The sequence below is a fragment of the Roseixanthobacter pseudopolyaromaticivorans genome (assembly GCF_043195145.2).
GTDB lineage: Bacteria > Pseudomonadota > Alphaproteobacteria > Rhizobiales > Xanthobacteraceae > NCEH01.
The window spans coordinates 2,937,298-2,955,791 of record NZ_CM195539.1; the positions used below are offsets into that span (position 1 = coordinate 2,937,298).

Consider the following 18,494-nt stretch of genomic DNA (forward strand, 5'->3'; position numbering starts at 1 on the left):
CGCGGCCCTGTCCGCAGGTCCACCCTCCATGCGCTCTCGCGACCTCCCTCAGCCGGCGCCCCGCCACGGGCGCCCTTCGGCCGGCGCCGAATCACTTTCGACTTTAGCGAAGCCGCCCGGTGCGGAGAAGAAGGCGCCGCGCGTACGGCGCCTTGCGCTCAGAGTCCTTCGAACAGAGCGGTGGAGAGGTAGCGCTCCGCAAACGACGGGACAATGGCGACGATGACCTTGCCGGCATAGTCCGGCCGCGCGCCGAGTTCCAGCGCCGCAGCAATCGCCGCGCCGGAGGAAATGCCGCCGGGAATGCCCTCATAGCGGGCAAGCGCGCGGGCGGTGTCGAACGCGGTCTGGTTGCCCACCGTCACCACCTCGTCGATGACGCTGCGGTCCAGCACTTCCGGCACGAAGCCGGCGCCGATGCCCTGAATCTTGTGCGGGCCCGGCTGCCCGCCGGAGAGCACCGGGCTGTCCTCCGGCTCCACCGCCACCATTCGCAGCGAGGCCTTGCGCGGCTTCAGCACCTGACCGATGCCGGTGATGGTGCCGCCGGTGCCGACGCCGGAAACCACCACATCCACCTTGCCGTGCGTGTCGTTCCAGATTTCCTCGGCGGTGGTCTTGCGGTGGATGGCGGGGTTCGCCTTGTTCTTGAACTGCTGCGGCATCACCGCCTTGGGCAGATCGCGCAGCAATTCCTCGGCCTTGCCGACGGCGCCCTTCATGCCGAGCTGGGCCGGGGTGAGCACCAGTTCGGCGCCGAGCAGCGCCAGCATCTTGCGGCGTTCCACCGACATGGATTCCGGCATCACCAGGATCAGCCGATAGCCGCGCGCGGCGGCGACGAAGGCCAGCGCGATGCCCGTGTTGCCCGAGGTGGGCTCCACCATCACCGTGTCGGCATCCAGCACGCCCTCGGCTTCCATGGCGTCCACCATGGCGACACCGATGCGGTCCTTCACGCTCGCGATGGGATTGAAGAACTCGAGCTTGGCGAGGATCTCGGCCTTCACGCCGCGCAATTGCGGGAGGCGCTGCAGGCGGACCAAGGGCGTATCACCGATGGTCTGGGTGATCGAATCATACACCCGGCCACGGCCCGGAGCGATGTCGCCGGCCGGCTTGCTTGCCGATTCTGCCATTGGATTCTCCCTCGATTGTCTCTTGGCGTCGCGCCCTGAGGGGCGCCGCCGGGTTCAGATGGTAAAGTCGATGCGATCGTGCTCGGAGCCATGGCCCTTGTCGTCCGCGGAGCGGCAGAGGTCTTCGAGCGTCACGGTGTCGAGCGCCTTATCGAACGTGTCCTCGGCGGAGGCGACAGCAGGCTGCACCACTTCCAGCACCAGCGGGGGAAGGATGATCTCCTTCTCCTCCTCGGCACCTTCCACCACGCGGACGATCTCGGCGACCGAGACGCGCCGGCGCTCACGCGCCAGCTCATAACCGCCGCGCGGGCCGCGCACCCCCTTCAGCACACCGGCATGCACCAGCGCCTGCAACACCGGCTCCAGCCGGCGGGGCGGCAAACCGTGGCGGGCGGCCAAGGCTTTCGCGGCAACGGGAACGCCACGGGCATGGACGGCGACATCCACGACGGCGGCGATGGCGAGCAAGCTTTTATCGGATAAACGCGGCATGGGACTGTGGCTATCTCGATCCGTGCGCCCCGTCGAGCCCTGTTGACCCAAAACCACCGGAGCCCCGTGCAGTTTCTCCCAATTTGCCGGATTCTTCCAGCAGAATATGCGTCACCGGCGCCACCACCATCTGCGCGATGCGCATGCCGCGGCTGATCTCTACCGGGGCATCTCCATGATTAATAAGGAGAACCAGAACTTCGCCGCGATAGTCGGCATCGATCGTGCCCGGCGCGTTGAGCACCGTGACGCCGAATTTCAGCGCGAGGCCCGAGCGCGGACGCACCTGTGCCTCGAAGCCGGGCGGCAGAGCGAGGGACAGGCCGGTGGGAATGGCCGCGCGCGTGCCGGGCTTCAGAACCAAGGGAGCATCGGCCGGCACGGCGGCCATGAGGTCCAGCCCGGCGGACGCGGCGGTCGCATAGGCCGGCAGCGGCAGGTCCGCCCCGTGGGGCAGGCGGAGGACGGGCACGCCGACCGCCGCGCTCATGCCCGTTCTCCCGCAAGCGCGCCGGCGATGCGGGCAACGAGGCGGCGGGCTACCTCGGTCTTGCTGGCGGAAGGCCAATCCTCCACCCCGTCGGCGCTCACCAGACGCACGGTGTTGAGATCGCCGCCCATGATGCCGGTTTCCGGCGAAACGTCGTTGGCGACGATCCAGTCGCAGCCTTTGCGGGCAAGCTTGGCCTGGGCGTGGGGCACCACGTTCTGCGTCTCGGCCGCAAAACCCACGACAAGGCGCGGCCGCAACGTGCCGTGCCGCGCGATGCTTGCGAGAATGTCCGGATTTTCCACCAGATCAAGCTCGGGCGTGCCCGCCTCGCCCTTCTTGATCTTCTGGTCGGCGGCGCCGGCGACCCGCCAATCGGCGACCGCCGCGGCGAACACGGCGGCGTCCACGGGAAGATTCTCCTCCACCGCCGCCAGCATCTCGCGCGCGCTCTCCACCTTCACCATGCGCACGCCGCGCGGATCGGCGACCGCCACCGGGCCGGAGACCAGCACCACCTCCGCCCCGGCGGCGGCGGCGGCGGCGGCGATGGCGTGGCCCTGCTTGCCGGAGGAGCGATTGGCGATATAGCGCACCGGGTCGATGGGCTCGTGGGTGGGACCGGAGGTGATGAGAATGCGCCGACCCTTCAGCAGCAACCCCTGATCGGAGAAGCGGGCCTCGATCGCGGCGAGCAGCTCCAGCGGCTCGGCCATGCGCCCTTCACCGAATTCGCCCCGCTCCGCCATGGCGCCGGAATTGGGGCCGATGAGATAGACCCCGTCCTCCTTCAGCCGCGCGACGTTGCGCCGGGTGGCGGCGTGCGCCCACATGCGCGGGTTCATGGCGGGCGCCATCAGCACCGGCTTGTCGGTGGCGAGCAACGCTGTCGTGGCGAGATCGTCCGCAAAGCCATTCGCGGCCTTGGCCATGAGATCGGCGGTGGCGGGCGCGACCACGATCAGATCGGCCTCGCGCGACAATTGGATGTGGCCGATGTCGTGCTCGGCGGTGAGGTCGAACAGATCGGTGAACACCCGTTCGCCGGTCAGCGCACCGACCGAAAGCGGCGTTACGAAATGCTGGGCCGCCTGGGTCAATATGGCCCGCACCGTGGCACCGCGCTCCTTGAGCCGCCGGATCAGGTCCAGGCACTTATAGGCGGCGATGCCGCCGCCGATGATGAGCAGAATGCGTCGCTGATGCAGCATGGCGGTCTCCCGGCCGGGCGAAGCCCCTGCGATAGCCGAAAAATCGCCTCAGCGGCAGGGGAGACTTTTGCCCGTGGGGGAGAACCGGCGCCTCAATGACAGAAGGGCGGGCAAGACACCCGCCCCGCGCCGGCCATTGGCTATTTCACGCTGAACACCGGCCGCGCCGGCAGGGGCGAGGCGAGGCTGGGCAGGAAGCTGAAGTCGGACGGCGCATTGCCGACCGCCAGCGTTGCCTGTCCGTGACACCCGACGCAGGAGCCGACGCCGCCGCTGGTTGTGGCCACGGCATTGTTCTGGATATAGGTTTCCAGCGTCAGGTTGGAGAGCAGGCCCGGCACCGCATCGATCGGGTAATTGGGCAGCCGCACTTCGAGGCCCGAGGTGCCCCATTGCGTGCCCACCAGCGCGTAATTGGCGAACACCGAGCCCGCCTGGGCCAAAGCCCCCTGCCACTGGGTATTCAGGCTCGCGGTCAGGCCGTAGATGCTCCAGCAGCGCACGACCTGCGGGGCGACATAGAGCGTCTGCCCGCCACTGGTGACGGGTTGGGCATAGGCGCCCGCATAAGGCGGTTTCGCATTCCAGGCGAAGTTCTTCTGCGCGCCGGCCGAGGGCGGATTATTCGTCGGCGCGGTCGATCCGCCGACGAAATAGGAATAATTTCCAGATGACGCCGGCGCCGCGCCGCAGCTTGGCTGGTTGATCGTGGGACAGGGGCCGGGCGTGGCCGGATCGCAAGCGGCGGCGGCGACGGGCGCATTGTCCACATGCTCGAAGGTGGACCAGATCCATTGCGCCAGCAGCACCTTGTTGCCGTCATAATAAGGATTGCGCTGGATGATGTGCATGCCCACCATCCCGAGCGTCACGGTCTCGCAGATCTGCTGCCCCCCGCTGACCAGATCGCCCGCAACGGCCAGCTGGGCGTCGATGGTGAAATAGCGGCTCTTTGTGTCATTGGGCCCAAGGATCCGCCAGGCGATCTTCAGCTCCATGGCGCCCCGCGAGCCCAGGGGATCGATCGCGGAGGTCGGGAAGGCCACCTTGTTCTTGTCCGTGACAAACTTGGTCTGGCCCGCGATGGTCACCAGATTGTCCAGCAGTTGGCCGTTCGGGGCCACCAGATAGAGCATTTCGGTGGTGTTCAGGCGGCGCTCGTAGAGGGTCCAATTGCCGTAGATGTCGATCAGCGGCAGGTTGGTCGAAGCTTGATAATATTCGTCATTCTTGACCGAGGGCGCGCCCTTTCCGTCGCTGGCGATGGTGATCACCGGCAAAGCCGTCGCCCCGCACGAGGGTTTCACCGGCCCGCTGCCGAAGAGGAAATCCGGCTTCACCCAGCTCTGCCACACCCGCGCGCCGGTCGCCGCGAGCCCGCGGGCCGCTGGCGCGGATTGCGAGCCCTCGACCCAGTTTAGGCCGATGAAGCTCTGCCACGACATATTGTCGAACGGTGTCTGGGAATCGTTTGCCGCGCTGGTGATCTGCCCGAAAATGCCGTTGTAACCGAGGCCTGGGGAAAGCTCGGGGTCCGGGCCGATATAGGCCGGGATGGTGGAGCAGAGCGTCTGCGTGCCGTTCGCGCACAATTGCGCCTTTGGCACGTACGTCCCCTGACCAAAGCCGTCTTGCGTGGAAAAGCTGGCCGCCCCTAACACCGCGGCAAAGGCAAATGCCGGCAGGATACGCATCGTCCCCTCCCCCAGTCGTCCGACTGGGGAAAGCGCAACAAACCACAGGTTGCATTTAAACAAAATTTAATCTGAAAACGTGTATTCTCGCATCCTTCGTGGCCGGATACGGACCGCAGTGCATGCGTCCTACTTCAGCGCGAGGATCAGCAGCGAAAGCGCAATCACCCACAGGGCCGCATTGCCCCAGAACGCGCGCCGCGCCTCGGCCCGGCCGATGCCTTCCAGAGTCTGAGGCGAGAGGCTGAGCCCCTCGCGGGTCGCCTCGTCCAATTGTGTGACCACGCGCCCGGCGCGGCCCAGCAGATCCGGCACATCGGCGAGGAAGCTGCCGACTTCGCCAATGGCGCCGCCCGCTTCCTGGATGCGGCCGACCGGGCCGAGGTTGCGCGCGATCCAATCCTCCACCACCGGGGCGGCGGTGGTCCACATGTTCAACTGCGGGTCGAGCGAGCGCGCGACGCCTTCCACCACAACCATGGTCTTCTGCAGCAGCAGAAGTTCGGGCCGGGTCTTCATGTCGAACAGACCGGTGACCTCCAGCAGCAGGGAGAGCAGCTTCGCCATGGAAATCTGCTCGGCGCTGCGGGAATGGATCGGCTCGCCGATGGCACGGATGGCCTGGGCGAAATCCTCCACTGAATGATGGCGCGGCACGTATCCGGCATCAAAATGCACCTGCGCGGTGCGGCGCCAATTGCGGGTGATGAAGCCGTAGAGAATCTCCGCCAAAAAGCGCCGCTCGCGCGCACCGAGCCGGCCCATGATACCGCAATCGACGATCACGAGGCGCCCTTGCGCATCGACGAACAGGTTCCCCGGATGCATGTCGGCATGGAAGAAGCCGTCCCGCATGGCCTGTCGCAGGAACGACTGCATGACGATGCGTGCAAGCGCCTTCAGGTCATGGCCGGCGGCTTCCAGCGCCGCGCGGTCGGACAATTTTATGCCATCGATCCATTGGGTGGTCAGCACCTCGCGGCCGGAGCGCTCCCAATCCACGGCGGGGACGTGGATCTCGGCGTCGTCCCGGGTGTTCTCGGCGAGTTCGGCGTAAGCCGCTGCCTCGAGCCGCAGGTCCATCTCCATGCTCACCGAGCGGGCGAGCGTCTCCACCACGGCTTCCAGGCGCAGGCGGCGGGCTTCCGGTGAGGTGCGCTCCGCGAAGGCGGCGACCCGGCGGAACGTCGCCATGTCGGACCCGAAGCGGCGGCCGATGTCGGGACGAAGGATCTTCACCGCCACGTCGCGGCGCGTTCCATCTTCCTCCACCACCTCGGCCTTGTGGACCTCGGCGATGGACGCGGCGGCAACCGCCGGGCCGAACACCGCGAACGCCGCAGACACCGGCCGGTCGAGGGCTTCGGCGACCATGGCTTCGGCGATCTCCTGCCCGAAGGCGGGCATGCGATCCTGGAGCACTTCGAGATCGCGGGCGATGGAGGTGCCCACCACGTCCGGCCGGGTGGCGAGGAACTGGCCGAGCTTGACATAAGACGGGCCGAGCCGGCTGAGCGCCGCCGAGAGGCGGGCGGAGCGCGGGCCAGCGTCGGGCCGGGCGATCAGGCGCGCGAGCTTCAGCAGCGGCCGCGCCGGCGGCGGCACCGCAAGCGGCGGCACGAAGCTCAGCACCCCTTCGCGGGCGAGCACATAGGCGGCCCGCGCCAGGCGGGCGGCATCGGCGAGAAGAAAGATCACGCGCACATCCTTTTGTCCTTCCCGCTCCCGGAGGAAAGCGGAAGAACGAAGCCGTTCAAATCCGGAAACCGGAATGCAGCGCCACCACGCCGCCGGTCATGAGCGTGAAATCCACGCGGCCGAAACCCGCATCGCGCATCATCTGCGCGAAGGTCGCGGGCGGGGGAAAGCGGCGGATGGATTCGACAAGATATTGATAGGGCTCCGCCTCACCCGCGACCCGACGGCCCAGCTCGGGGATCACGCGGAAGGAGTAGAAATCATAGATCTTGTCGAGCAGGGGCACGTCGACCCGCGAGAATTCCAGCACCAGCGCACGCCCGCCGGGCTTGAGCACCCGCTTCATCTCAGCGAGCGCAAGGGGAATGCGGGGCACGTTGCGGATGCCGAAGGCGATGGTGACGGCATCGAAGCTCGAATCCGCGAAGGGGAGCGACTCGGCATTGGCGTCGACGAATTCCACTTTGTCGGAGAGGCCGCGCTTCTCGGCCCGCTCGCGGCCCACCGCCAGCATCTCTCGATTGATGTCGGCGACCACCGCCCGGGTCCCCTCGCCGCCCGCGCCGACCACGCGAAACGAAACATCGCCGGTGCCACCGGCCAGATCCAGCAGGCGGAACGGCCGCGTGCCCTGGGGCGGCCGCACCTTGGAGACCATGGCGTCCTTCCAGGCCCGGTGCAGCCCGCCGGACATGAAATCGTTCATGATGTCGTAGCGCCGGGCGACCTTGTGGAACACCTCATCCACCAGGGTCTGCTTCTCACCCAGCGGCACGGTGCGATAACCGAAATGGGTGTCCGGCTGGTCTTCGGAAGAGGCTTGCATCAGGGGTTCCGGCGAACTTCGTGGCGACGATTGCGCCGAACCTTACCGGATCGTCCCGCCGGACGCCACGCGCCGCGCGTGTGGCGACCCGCCTCAAGCGGCCGCCCGCCGCAGGGGCCGCCCGCCGAAGCCGGTCGGGTGGCCGGCGCCGTCAGCTGCCGCGACGCCGCCGCGCCTTGCGGCCGAGGAGATTGAGCTCGTCCACCGGCAGCAATTCCAGTTCCAGAAAGCCGTCCTCATCGCGCGAGCGTGACTTCGGCGCGCCGGAGGGAGAAACCCCCGCCACACCCTTGCGCTGCTTGCGCAGCATGATTTCCCGCCGCAAGGGAAAGATCGGAACATGAATCGTGAAGGTCATGGCGATCTCCAGGTACGTTAGGGGAACCGAAACGGTCTCAACTCATCCCGGCAAATATTTCCGAATGTTTCACACCTCTGTGCAAACACCCGCTTGCCGCGACACCCCAAGAACGCCTGCGGATCGGGGCGATTATTTGTCCGAGATGGGGGCGAAGCAAGATCATCCCATGGCGCCATCCACCATTGGGGATATTCATCAAATATTAAGGATGAAAACTATTCTGCGGCGGCGCGCGACAAACGCCATTGCGCGAGGATTGCGCGCAACGCTGCCGGCTTCAACGGCTTGTGAAGCACGGCCATATCCACGGCCGCGGCGGCATCGCGCACCTTGCGGCTGCGGTCTGCGGTGATGAGGATGGCCGGCATCTTGCCGAGCTTCCAGCGCAGGCTCATCACGGCATCGATGCCGTGGCCACCGTCGAGATGATAATCGATCAGGAACACGTCCGGCCGCGCCTTGGCGGCGCGCACCTCGCGCAGGGCGGTCTGCACGTCTCCGGCCTTGATGACCTTGCAGCCCCAGCCCGTGAGCAGCAGTTCCATGCCATCGAGAATGGCCGGCTCGTTGTCGATGGCGAGGATGCACAGCCCATCGAGCGGCGCGGTGGCGCGGGCGGGACGCGACTGCTGCACGTCCTCCTCCGGCAGGGGCACCGCCACGGGCAGTTCCACCGTGAAGCTGGAGCCGCGCCCGGCGGCGGAACGGATCGCCACCGGATGGCCCAGCACGCGGGCGATGCGCTCGACGATGGAAAGGCCGAGCCCGAGCCCGCGCGCTTCCCGTGCGCCCTGGTCGAGGCGCTGGAACTCCTGGAAGATCAGCTTGTGCTTGGAGCGCGGAATGCCGAGGCCGGTATCGATCACCTCGATGCGCACCTTGCCCTTGCGCCGGCGGCAGCCCACCAGCACCCGCCCCTTGGGCGTGTATTTCACCGCGTTGGAAATCAGGTTCTGCAACAGCCGCCGCAACAGCCGCCGGTCCGAGCGCACGGCAAGCGAGGACGGCACGAAAGTGAGCTGCAATTGCTTCTCGGCGGCAAGCGGCGCGAATTCCAGCTCCAGCTGCTTCAGCACGTCGCCGATGCGGAAGGCGGCGATCTCCGGGCGCATGGCGCCGCTGTCGAGGCGCGAGATGTCCAGCAGCGCGACCAGGATCTCCTCCACCGCCTCCAGCGAGGAATCGATATTGGCGGCAAGCCGGCCCTCCTCCGGCCCCCGCGCGCGCTCCACCAGGCTGGTCACATAGAGGCGCGCCGCATTCAGCGGCTGGAGGATGTCGTGGCTCGCGGCGGCGAGGAACCGGGTCTTGGAAAGGTTGGCATCGTCGGCATTGGCCTTGGCCTTTTCCAGCGCCTGGTTGAGGTCCTCCAATTCCTCGGTGCGCTCGCGCACGCGCCGCTCCAGCGTCTCATTGGCCCGCTCCAAGGCCATCTCGGCATGCACAGAGGCGGTAATATCGGTGAAGGTTACGACGATGCCGCCGTCGGGCAACGGATCGGACCGCGCCTCGATCATCATGGCGCCATGGCGCAACCGCTCCTGGCAGGGCCCGCTCTGGGCGGCGTAGAGCACCAGGCGATGGTCGAGGTCGCTCGGCGCGTCCTCGTCCTCCATCTGGGAATGGGTAAGAATCTCGCGCAGCGGCACGCCCACCGCATAGCATTCCGGCGGCAGGTCCAGCATTTCGCCGAATCTGCGATTCCAGCACACTAGGCGCAATTCGCGATCGAACACGGCGATGCCCTGGCCCACATGATCGATGGCGGTCTGGAGCAACTCACGATTGTATTGAATTGCAGCCGAGGCGTCGTCGAGCAGGCGCAGCGCGGCCTTGGTGGAGACCGCGCGCTTGCGCAGCAGCAGCGACAGCACGAGGCGCGAGGACGCCGCGCCGATGGCGGAGGCGAGCAGATGCTCGGTCTGGCGCACCAATTGCGCGTCGGCCTCGCGCTTGGGCTCGAGTGACAGCCCCTGTTCGCGCGCGAAGGTCGCGAAGGCGGAGCGGGCACGATCCTCGCCAAGATAGCGCGCGACGGTGGCGATCAATTCCTCGACCGTGACCGAAGAGCGCCAGCGGCGGAAGGCTGGGCGCACCAGCGCCTGGTCGCGCGCCATGAACAGGCCGGCCTGCACCTGCTCGATGGCCGAGGGCTTGGTGAGCAGCGACACCACGAACAGCAGCAGCGTATTCAGCCCGAGGCTCCAGGCGACCCCATGAGCGAGCGGCGAAGCGGAGAGGCCGAGCAGGCTTGTAGGGCGCAGCAGAGCGATGTCGAACGGCCCGCGCGCGATGAGCGCCTGCGAGAACATCCCGGCGTCGGCGAGGCTCGGCACAAGCAAGGTGTAGATCCACACAACCATGCCCGCGACGATGCCCGCGATCGCGCCCGCCGCCGTCGCCCGCCGCCAGAACAAGGCGGCGGCGAACGCCGGCCCCACCTGGGCGATCGCGGCGAAGGAGAGCAGGCCGATCTGCGCCAGCTGCACCTCGCCGGTGGTGCGGTAATAGAGATAAACCAGCAGCAGCAGCACGAAAATGGCGGCGCGGCGCACCAGCAGCAGCACCCCGACCATGTCGTGGGGCGATTGCTGCGTGAGATGGCCCGAGGCGCGCCGCCGCAGCAGCAGCGGCATCACGAGATCGTTCGAAATCATGATCGACAGCGCCACCGTCTCGACGATCACCATGGCGGTGGCGGCGGACAGGCCGCCGACGAACGCCAGCATCGCCAGGAAATCGTGTCCCGCAGACAGCGGCACCGCGAGCACGAACACGTCGCGATCCACCGTGCCGAGGGGAAACAGCGTCATGCCGGCAAGCGCGATCGGCACCACAAAGAGATTGATGAGAATGAGGTAGAGCGGAAACAGCCAGCGCGCGCGGCGGATTTCCGCGACCCCCTTGTTCTCAACGACGGCGACATGGAATTGGCGCGGCAGCAGCAAAAAGGCGCCGGCCGAGAGCACCGTCATGGTCACCCAGTTTTCCAGCGAGATGCCCTGCTCGAAAGGCTTGGTCACGCCGGTCTCGCGGGCCGCGTACCATAACGCCATGGGCCCATCGAAAATGATGAAGGTCACGGCGAAACCGACTGTGAGGAAGGCCACCAGCTTGACGATGGATTCGGTCGCGACCGCCAGCATCAGCCCGTCCTGATGCTCGGTCGCATCGGTGTGGCGCGTGCCGAACAGCACAGCGAATGCCGCCATGGCGAAGGCCACGAACAGCGCCAGGTCGCCGCCCACCGGCAGCGCCAGGGGCGTGGTGCCGAGCGGCCCCATCACCGCCAGCAGCGAGGCAGAGACCGCCTTCAGCTGCAGGGAGATGTAGGGGATTGAGCCGACGATCGCGACCACCGAGACCAGCGCCGCGATGCCCTGGTTCTTGCCGTAGCGGGCAGCCAGGAAATCGGCGATGGAGGTGATGTTGTGCGCCTTCGCCAGCTCCACAACCCGAATCAGCAGCGGGCTGCACATGGCGATCACGAGGATCGGCCCGACATAGATGGTCAGAAAGTCGAAGCCCTGGAGAGTGGCGAGGCCCACCGAGCCGAAGAAGGTCCAGGAGGTGCAATAGACCGCAAGCGACAGCGAATAGATGAAGGGCCGCACGCCCCGTGGCTTTCCGCGCCACAGCTGCAGGAGCCGGCCGCCGGAGCTCCCGGGCGCCGCGCCACCGCCCTCCGGCATGGCGGCGCCGGACAGGGCGCGGCCGCGCTGCCGGTCCCCGAAACTCGCCACGGCGAACAGGAAACCGATATAGCCGAGCGCCACCAGAACAACGACCCAGACCTGAAGCATATCCCCCATCCAACCGCGCTTGTTTCTATTGCGGCGTTCTTATCTCCTGCACGTCCAGGGTCGGCGGGCGGCAAATCCACCAGCCGCACCGGCTGCCCTCTAGCTGTAGGATGCCTCCGCGCGTTGTGCCTGCTTCTCGCGCCGGCGCTGGACCGAGGAAGCGATGTTCATGCTCTCCCGATATTTCGCGACGGTACGGCGGGCGATGTCGATGCCGTCGGACTTGAGCTTCTGCACCAGCGTGTCGTCGGAGAGCACGTCGCTCGCGTTTTCCGCATCGATCAGGCTCTTGATGCGGTGACGCACGGCCTCCGCGGAATGCGCCTCGCCCCCTCCGGACGCATTGATGGATGAGGAGAAGAAGAACTTCAGCTCCAGTACACCACGCGGGGTCGAGATATATTTGTTGGAGGTCACGCGCGAGACCGTGGATTCGTGCATGCCGATGGCATCCGCCACCGTACGCAGGTTCAGCGGGCGCAGGTGGCGCACGCCGTGCACCAGGAAGGCGTCCTGCTGGCGCACGATCTCGCTCGCCACTTTCAGGATGGTGCGGGCGCGCTGGTCAAGCGAGCGCGTCAGCCAGCCGGCACTTTGCAGGCAGTCCGCGAGGAACGTCTTCTCCTCCGAGGATCGCACGGCCTTGGCCACGGAGGCATGGTAGGTCTGGTTCACCAACACGCGCGGCAGAGTGTCGGAATTCAGCTCCACCAGCCAGGAGCCATCGGACGCTTCCTTCACGAACACGTCCGGCACCAGCGGGTGCAGCACGCCGCTGCCGAAGATCAGGCCCGGCTTGGGATCGAGCGCACGGATCTCGCCGATCATCTCCGCCAGATCCTCGGAATCCACCCCACAGACGCGCTTGAGGGCGTTGCGGTCATGACGCGCGAGCAGTTCGAGATTGGCGAGCAGCGCTTCCATGGCCGGATCGCAGCGGTTGCGCTCCCGCAATTGCAGCGCAAGGCACTCGGAAAGTGTGCGCGCGCCGACGCCCGTCGGCTCGAAAGTCTGGATGAGGCGGAGCACGCTCTCCACCTCCTCAATGGACACCTTCATCTGCTCGGCCAGTGCCGTCATATCGCCGACCAGATAGCCGGTCTCGTCGATCATGCCGATGAGGTTGAGGCCGATGATGCGGCGCACCGGGTCGGTTTCTGCGAGCGAAAGCTGCGCCTCCAGATGGTCGGCGAGCGTGCTCTCGCTGGCGAGGAAGGCTTCGGGATTGTAATCCTCGCCCCGCTCCCCACCGCCGCCGCTGCCCCATTCCACCGCGCTCGAGGTGCCGGCCCCCACGCCAGGTTCGGCGGGAACGTCGTCGGGAAACACATTGCCGAGATCGGTGTCGAGCTGGTCCTCCATCTTCGCCCGGCTCGGCTCGGCGTCGCCGTCGAGAAAATCCCCGGAGGCTGGAATCTCGCGCTCCTCGGCTGCCGCCGCGGCGGGTGCCTCCGGCTCGGGCTCGGGCGCGCCGCCTTCCGGCTCCGCCACCCGCTCGAGCAGCGGGTTGCGCTCCAGCTCCGCCTCCACATAGGCGCTGAGTTCAAGGTTGGACAATTGTAGCAGCTTGATGGCCTGCATCAGCTGCGGGGTCATCACCAGCGACTGACTCTGCCGGAATTCGAGCCGCGCCGAGAGAGCCATCAGCCGCACTCCCCGCAGCTGTGGGTGCCGCTCCGCACCCGGGTTTCAGCCATATAGGTCAGGCGGTTCACAGGCGGAACTCCTCACCCAGATAGAGCCGGCGCACCTCGGGGCTGTTGACGATGGAATCCGGGTCGCCTTCCATGAGCACCGCGCCGGTGTGGATGATGTAGGCGCGATCGATCAGGCCTAGTGTCTCGCGCACGTTGTGGTCGGTGATGAGCACGCCGATGCCGCGTGTCGTGAGATGGCGCACCAGGGCCTGGATGTCGCCCACCGCGATGGGATCGATGCCCGCGAACGGCTCGTCCAGCAGCATGAAGGCGGGCCGGCTCGCCAGAGCGCGCGCGATCTCAAGGCGCCGCCGCTCGCCGCCCGAAAGCGCGATCGAGGGCGACTTACGAACGTGGGTGATCTTGAACTCCTCCAGCAGCTTGTCGGTCTCTTCCCGCCACAGCTTGCGGTTGGGCTCGGTGACCTCCAGCACGGCGCGGATATTGTCCTCCACCGACAGGCCCCGAAAAATCGAGGCTTCCTGCGGCAGATAGCCGATGCCGAGGCGCGCGCGGCGGTACATGGGCATGGGGGTTACGTCATGCCCCTCCAGCTCGATGCGGCCGGCGTCGGCCTTCACGAGGCCGGTAATCATGTAGAAAACCGTGGTCTTGCCGGCGCCGTTTGGGCCGAGCAGGCCCACCGCCTCGCCGCGCCGTACGTGCACGCTGACGTCACGCACCACCTTGCGGCCGCCATAGGATTTGGCGAGGCCGAAAGCGGCGAGGGAGTGCTGCACGAGATCGGCATGCGGCGTGCCGTAGCCGAGATGGGCACTCGCCTCGTCCTCGGCATCGCCGACTGGAGCGGCGGAAGCGGCATAGGCTTCATCCAGGACGACATCGTCGTCCCACGCGGCGTCTTCGTCCGCCTCAATCGGATCGTACGGCGCATCGGACCCGAGGTCTCGGGCCGCCTGCTGGGCAGGTCGCGGCCTGCTTTTACCGAACATGGAAAAGACGTTCACCCGATACCTCCGAGACGGAGCCCCTCCGACCCGGCTAGTCTTCTCCCGTCAGCGCCGCAATGCAACATGCAAAATTCAGGCCGCGAATTAAACTTGCGCCAAAATGCCGGGAGTTTTTAACCCCGAAATGCTAACGCTTTGGCGCTGCTGGCGTTTCTTGCTTCACGCTGCCGGGCAAGATAAGGCTCTCAACGCGCCCGCCCTCGAAACGCGACACGCCAGTCGTCAAATCGACTGTCAGCTTCTGGCCACGAATGACATTGGGCCCCTGGGTGAGGATCACCGGCTTGCCAGTCAGCGTAACGGTGTTGCTCTTGACGTCGAACACGCCGATATCGCCTGTTGCGGTCTGGTCCTTGGTCTGCACCACCACGCCGCCGGTCGCCTCAAGCCGGCGGATCTGGTTCGACTTGCTGGGCTGGCCGTCGGCCGGGGCCGCCGAACCATCGTAGAAAACCAGCAATTGCGGGCTTCTCAAGGTCGTGTCGCCCTGGGTGACGATGACGTTCCCGGCGAACACCGCGGTCTTTTCCTTGTCGCGCACTTCCAGCGTGTTGGAATTGATCCGCACGGGTTCGTCGCGATTCTTGGCGAAGCCCTGGAGCGCATTCGGGACATTGCTGCCCTGCGCCACGGCAACCTCAGATTGAAGGGCGAGGGCTGCGGTGCATGTCGCAGCCGCGACAATGAGGCCGAAGAGACGGGTGCGGATCATCGCTTCTGTGTCGCTGCAGAGGGGGCGGGAGTGGCGGCGGGGGCAGGCGTGGCGCGAGGTGTGGCGGCGGGCGGCGCCGCTGCGGGCGCGCCAGAAGGCGCCGAAGCCGGGGCGCCCGGCGCGGCGGGGTTGGACAGATTGGCCAGGCGGAAATCCAATTGCACATTCCCCTCAAAAAAGGCGCGGGTGCCGCGGTCGAACACCTTCATGCTGTCTGCCACCAGGCGCCCGTCCATATAGGTCAGGAGCACCGGCTTGTCGGTTGTCAGCGAGCCGGCCTTCGCGTCAACGTCCGCATCCTTGAGGAATCCGGCATAGCCTCCATTGGTGGCAAGGTCCACCCCGCCCCGCAGCATGATGAACTGCCGCTTCATATCCACCGTGCCCGTCGCCGATTTCACCGTCGCCCATCCCTTGTTCGCCAGCTCCATGCGGGCGGAGACCACGGTCAGATCCAGCACGTCGGTATTGGTCAGGTCCTGCGAGGCGGTGGCGGCATTAACAGTGTAGGCGCGATTGTCGTCGGTGAAGCCGGAGAGCTTCGGCTTTTCCATCGTCAGGCGCGTGCCACTGAAATGCATGGCGCCCACTTCGAACGGCAGCTCGATCTTCATGCCGAACTGGGCGATCAAGGGAAATGCGATCATCGCCACCAGGGCGACGATGAGCCCGATGGGCAATGCGCGCTTCACGAACCGCACGAAGGCGCTGTGGCGCTGGGCGCGGCGGAAATCCGGCAGCGCCCGCGCCCCGTAGGTGCTGATCTGCTCTCTGCCGTGGGGCGTTGGCTGTTCGCTCATGTCTCGCATTCTAACCGGCCGGCGGACAAACGGCATACCCCCACCGGAACGACCGGCGCGCCACGCCAAACACCCGCTGGGATGCCACGAACGCCCCCGCTTCGCGCGCCCCATATGGGGGCACAATGGGGTGCGGGCAAGGCGGGTGGAATCTCACGCGGCCTCAGGAATGCGCGAAAATGTCTTCTTCAGCCCAGCCGGCGAGATCCAGCGTGGCCCGCGCCGGCAGGAACGTGAAACAGGCCTGCGCCATCTCCGCCCGCCCATCGCGGGTCAGCATGGCTTCCAGCTTCGCCTTGCACTCGTGCAGATACAGAACGTCGGAGGCCGCATAGGCCATCTGCGCGTCGGTAAGCTCCGCCGCCGCCCAGTCGGAGCTCTGCTGCTGCTTGGAGAGGTCCACGCCCACCAGTTCGCGCACCAGATCCTTCAGACCATGCCGATCGGTATAGGTGCGCACGAGGCGCGAGGCGATCTTGGTGCAGAACACCGGGGCGGTGGTGACGCCGAATGTGTGCTTCAGCACCGCGATATCGAACCGGCCGAAGTGGAACAGCTTCAGCACCGCCGGGTCGCTGAGCAGCCGCACCAGATTAGGGGCGCTCGCGGCGGTCGCACCGGCCGGGATCTGCACCAGATCGGCACTGCCGTCGCCATTGGACAGCTGCACGAGGCACAGCCGGTCGCGATGCGGGTTGAGGCCCAGCGTCTCCGTATCGATGGCGACGGTGGCGGCCGGCCGGAACGTGTCGGGCAAGTCGCCGCGATGCAGGCGGATGGTCATGGATGCGCTTTTCGAATTTGCAGGAGCTGACGGCTTCTAGCGGACACCGCGCCCGCCGTCCAATGCCGACAGGCCCCGCAATCGAGACCGCGACAGGAGCCTAGCCAACGAAACGAAGACACCGGCGCGGCCGGATCGACACAGCCTCACGCTATTCAGGCACCGACAGGGATTTTCGAGCGCCTTGTCAGGCCCGTGTAATATTCTGCGCGGATTATGGAAATTATTCTGTCACCGGGTCGAATTTTGGTGTGAAAGCACAGAAACAGGGGGCGCTGACGGCGCGGCACGGCGGCCCCTCTGCGAATGGCCATGGCGATCGATTGGAGTATGACGGATCATGCGGGTGCGCGCGAAGATTTTGAGTATCGCGGCTGGGCTTTTGAGCCTTTCGCTCTTCTCCACTTTGGCCCAGGCCCAGCAGGTACCTCCGGGCAGCTACCTGTACTCCTGCCAGAAGGCGAAGATCGCCAACGGCATGCTCACGGCTTTCTGCCGCAACCAGCTCGGCGTTTCGGTGCCGGCATTCCTCATGGTGGGCGGCTGCGTGCCCGGCTCCGACATCGCGAATTCCAACGGCACCCTCACCTGCCGCGTGAGAAATGGCGGCGGCCCGGGCCCCATGCCCGGACCGGGCTACAATCCCGGTTATAATCCTGGACCCGGCTATAATCCCGGGCCCGGTTATAACGGCGGCGGCCGCGGCCCCGGCCCGGTGCCGCAGGGCTCCTATCTGGCCTCCTGTCGCGACGTCAATATGGCGGGTGGCACTCTGAATGCCCTCTGCCGCGACCAGCGGGGCCGGTGGCGCGAAACCAGCATCTTCCCGAGCCTGTGCCGGGGCCGCGACATCGCCAACATCAACGGGCAGTTCGCCTGCCGCTGATTTAGCCCCATCCATCATCCGATCAGCCCGCTATGCGGGCTGATCGGCCTGCGATCCAGATGATGAAGGGACCGGACATGACGATGTTCGTGAGACTTTTCTCAGCCGCTTTCATCCTGTTCTTTGCCTTCGCTCCGGTGCCGGCCAGTGCACAGGTTCGGCAGGGCAGCTATCTGGCGAGCTGCACGAACATCCGCGAGGAAGCGGGCTGGCTGAAGGCGACCTGCCAGAACGGCTTCGGGGGCTGGGCCGAGGCCAGCACGGTTCCAGGCTGGTGCCCGCTTGGCAATGACATTGCCAACGAGAACGGGCGCTTGGTCTGCAAGACCGCATCCGCCGGATTTGGCAGCCCGTCGGCGCCGTCCAGCTATGGTGAGAAGATCCCTTACGGCTCCTACATGGCAACCTGCCGGGACATCCGCATGGTGGCGGGCTGGCTGAAGGCCACGTGTCAGGATTCACGCGGCCGCTGGGTGGATGCCACGACCGCGGCGAGCTGGTGCAGTGCCGGCCGCGACATCGCCAATATGGACGGCCGGCTCACCTGCCGCTGAGCTGCGTCCACCACCTGCGCTCTAACGGCAGACGATGCTCCGATAGGTGTCATCCGGCCTGCGCACGCCCTCGCAGGTGCGGGTGCCCGCCGGCAGGACGAATGCAGCTGTCCGGCTGACGCTTTTGTAGCGGCAGACCAGGGTGGCGAGACGGTCGCTCTTGTCGAGGTCTGCCCACACATCGGTGCGCCCGCGCCCGTCCGGGCGCAGGTCCACCATCTCCGAAGGCGGCCCATCGAAAACGGACACCCGTTCCAACGGATGACCGTCCATGGATGGGGGGCATTCCACGGCGCCCCAAGCGGCGGCAGCACCCATCAGGACACCGACGAGTGCCCCGAGGAATGCTACAGCCGCGCGGGGCATGGCGCGC

The 18,494-nt window shown here is 66.4% G+C and carries 17 protein-coding genes; 2 read left to right on the forward strand and 15 right to left on the reverse strand.

Annotated elements, in window-relative coordinates; all coding sequences use genetic code 11:
- Window positions 1–158: 158 nt before the first annotated feature.
- From cysK to V5F68_RS14160, 14 genes are all read right to left on the reverse strand, one after another.
- Window positions 159–1,139, reverse strand: coding sequence for a cysteine synthase A (cysK, locus tag V5F68_RS14095; protein ID WP_394013159.1), 981 nt, complete (start codon window positions 1,137–1,139; stop codon window positions 159–161).
- A gap of 54 nt (window positions 1,140–1,193) precedes the next feature.
- Entirely contained in the window at window positions 1,194–1,634 is a 441-nt protein-coding gene (locus V5F68_RS14100) for an RrF2 family transcriptional regulator (RefSeq protein WP_394013160.1), read from the reverse strand.
- Window positions 1,635–1,644: 10 nt separating this feature from the next.
- Window positions 1,645–2,124: a dUTP diphosphatase gene (gene dut / locus V5F68_RS14105; RefSeq protein ID WP_394013161.1), complete on the reverse strand. Its 480-nt coding sequence runs from the start codon at window positions 2,122–2,124 to the stop codon at window positions 1,645–1,647.
- Window positions 2,121–3,335 (reverse strand): bifunctional phosphopantothenoylcysteine decarboxylase/phosphopantothenate--cysteine ligase CoaBC, encoded by a 1,215-nt coding sequence (gene coaBC / locus V5F68_RS14110; RefSeq protein ID WP_394013162.1) that lies wholly within the window; start codon window positions 3,333–3,335, stop codon window positions 2,121–2,123. The genes dut and coaBC overlap by 4 nt, the downstream gene beginning before the upstream one ends.
- Before the next feature lie 140 nt (window positions 3,336–3,475).
- Complete coding sequence (locus tag V5F68_RS14115) at window positions 3,476–5,029, reverse strand: hypothetical protein (RefSeq protein WP_394013163.1); 1,554 nt, start codon at window positions 5,027–5,029, stop codon at window positions 3,476–3,478.
- A gap of 129 nt (window positions 5,030–5,158) precedes the next feature.
- The gene (gene ubiB / locus V5F68_RS14120) at window positions 5,159–6,727 is read right to left on the reverse strand and encodes a 2-polyprenylphenol 6-hydroxylase (RefSeq protein WP_394013164.1); all 1,569 of its coding nucleotides are present in this window, start codon (window positions 6,725–6,727) and stop codon (window positions 5,159–5,161) included.
- Window positions 6,728–6,782: 55 nt separating this feature from the next.
- Window positions 6,783–7,553, reverse strand: a complete 771-nt coding sequence (ubiE, locus tag V5F68_RS14125) for a bifunctional demethylmenaquinone methyltransferase/2-methoxy-6-polyprenyl-1,4-benzoquinol methylase UbiE (protein ID WP_394013165.1) — start codon at window positions 7,551–7,553, stop codon at window positions 6,783–6,785.
- A 151-nt stretch (window positions 7,554–7,704) separates the two neighbouring features.
- Window positions 7,705–7,911, reverse strand: coding sequence for a hypothetical protein (locus tag V5F68_RS14130; protein ID WP_394013166.1), 207 nt, complete (start codon window positions 7,909–7,911; stop codon window positions 7,705–7,707).
- 218 nt (window positions 7,912–8,129) lie between these two features.
- Complete coding sequence (locus tag V5F68_RS14135; protein WP_394013167.1) at window positions 8,130–11,717, reverse strand: hybrid sensor histidine kinase/response regulator; 3,588 nt, start codon at window positions 11,715–11,717, stop codon at window positions 8,130–8,132.
- A 99-nt stretch (window positions 11,718–11,816) separates the two neighbouring features.
- Window positions 11,817–13,361, reverse strand: a complete 1,545-nt coding sequence (gene rpoN, locus V5F68_RS14140) for an RNA polymerase factor sigma-54 (RefSeq protein WP_394013168.1) — start codon at window positions 13,359–13,361, stop codon at window positions 11,817–11,819.
- Window positions 13,362–13,428: 67 nt separating this feature from the next.
- Window positions 13,429–14,382, reverse strand: coding sequence for an LPS export ABC transporter ATP-binding protein (lptB, locus tag V5F68_RS14145; protein ID WP_394013169.1), 954 nt, complete (start codon window positions 14,380–14,382; stop codon window positions 13,429–13,431).
- Between the two features lie 130 nt (window positions 14,383–14,512).
- A complete protein-coding gene (locus tag V5F68_RS14150) occupies window positions 14,513–15,097 on the reverse strand; it encodes an LptA/OstA family protein (protein ID WP_394013170.1) in 585 nt (194 codons plus the stop codon).
- Window positions 15,094–15,897 carry a hypothetical protein gene (locus V5F68_RS14155; protein ID WP_394013171.1) on the reverse strand — a complete coding sequence of 268 codons (804 nt, stop codon included), beginning with the start codon at window positions 15,895–15,897 and terminating at the stop codon, window positions 15,094–15,096. Before V5F68_RS14155 ends, V5F68_RS14150 begins: the two co-directional genes overlap by 4 nt.
- Before the next feature lie 163 nt (window positions 15,898–16,060).
- Complete coding sequence (locus V5F68_RS14160) at window positions 16,061–16,681, reverse strand: ribonuclease D (protein ID WP_394013172.1); 621 nt, start codon at window positions 16,679–16,681, stop codon at window positions 16,061–16,063.
- Between the two features lie 382 nt (window positions 16,682–17,063).
- Here V5F68_RS14160 and V5F68_RS14165 point away from each other — a divergent pair, with 382 nt between their 5' ends.
- Window positions 17,064–17,567 (forward strand): hypothetical protein, encoded by a 504-nt coding sequence (locus V5F68_RS14165; protein WP_394013173.1) that lies wholly within the window; start codon window positions 17,064–17,066, stop codon window positions 17,565–17,567.
- A gap of 83 nt (window positions 17,568–17,650) precedes the next feature.
- Window positions 17,651–18,121 carry a CVNH domain-containing protein gene (locus tag V5F68_RS14170; RefSeq protein ID WP_394013174.1) on the forward strand — a complete coding sequence of 157 codons (471 nt, stop codon included), beginning with the start codon at window positions 17,651–17,653 and terminating at the stop codon, window positions 18,119–18,121.
- A gap of 21 nt (window positions 18,122–18,142) precedes the next feature.
- Here the strand turns inward: V5F68_RS14170 and V5F68_RS14175 are convergent, their stop codons facing one another.
- Window positions 18,143–18,487, reverse strand: a complete 345-nt coding sequence (locus tag V5F68_RS14175) for an STY0301 family protein (protein WP_394013175.1) — start codon at window positions 18,485–18,487, stop codon at window positions 18,143–18,145.
- Window positions 18,488–18,494 lie beyond the last annotated feature (7 nt).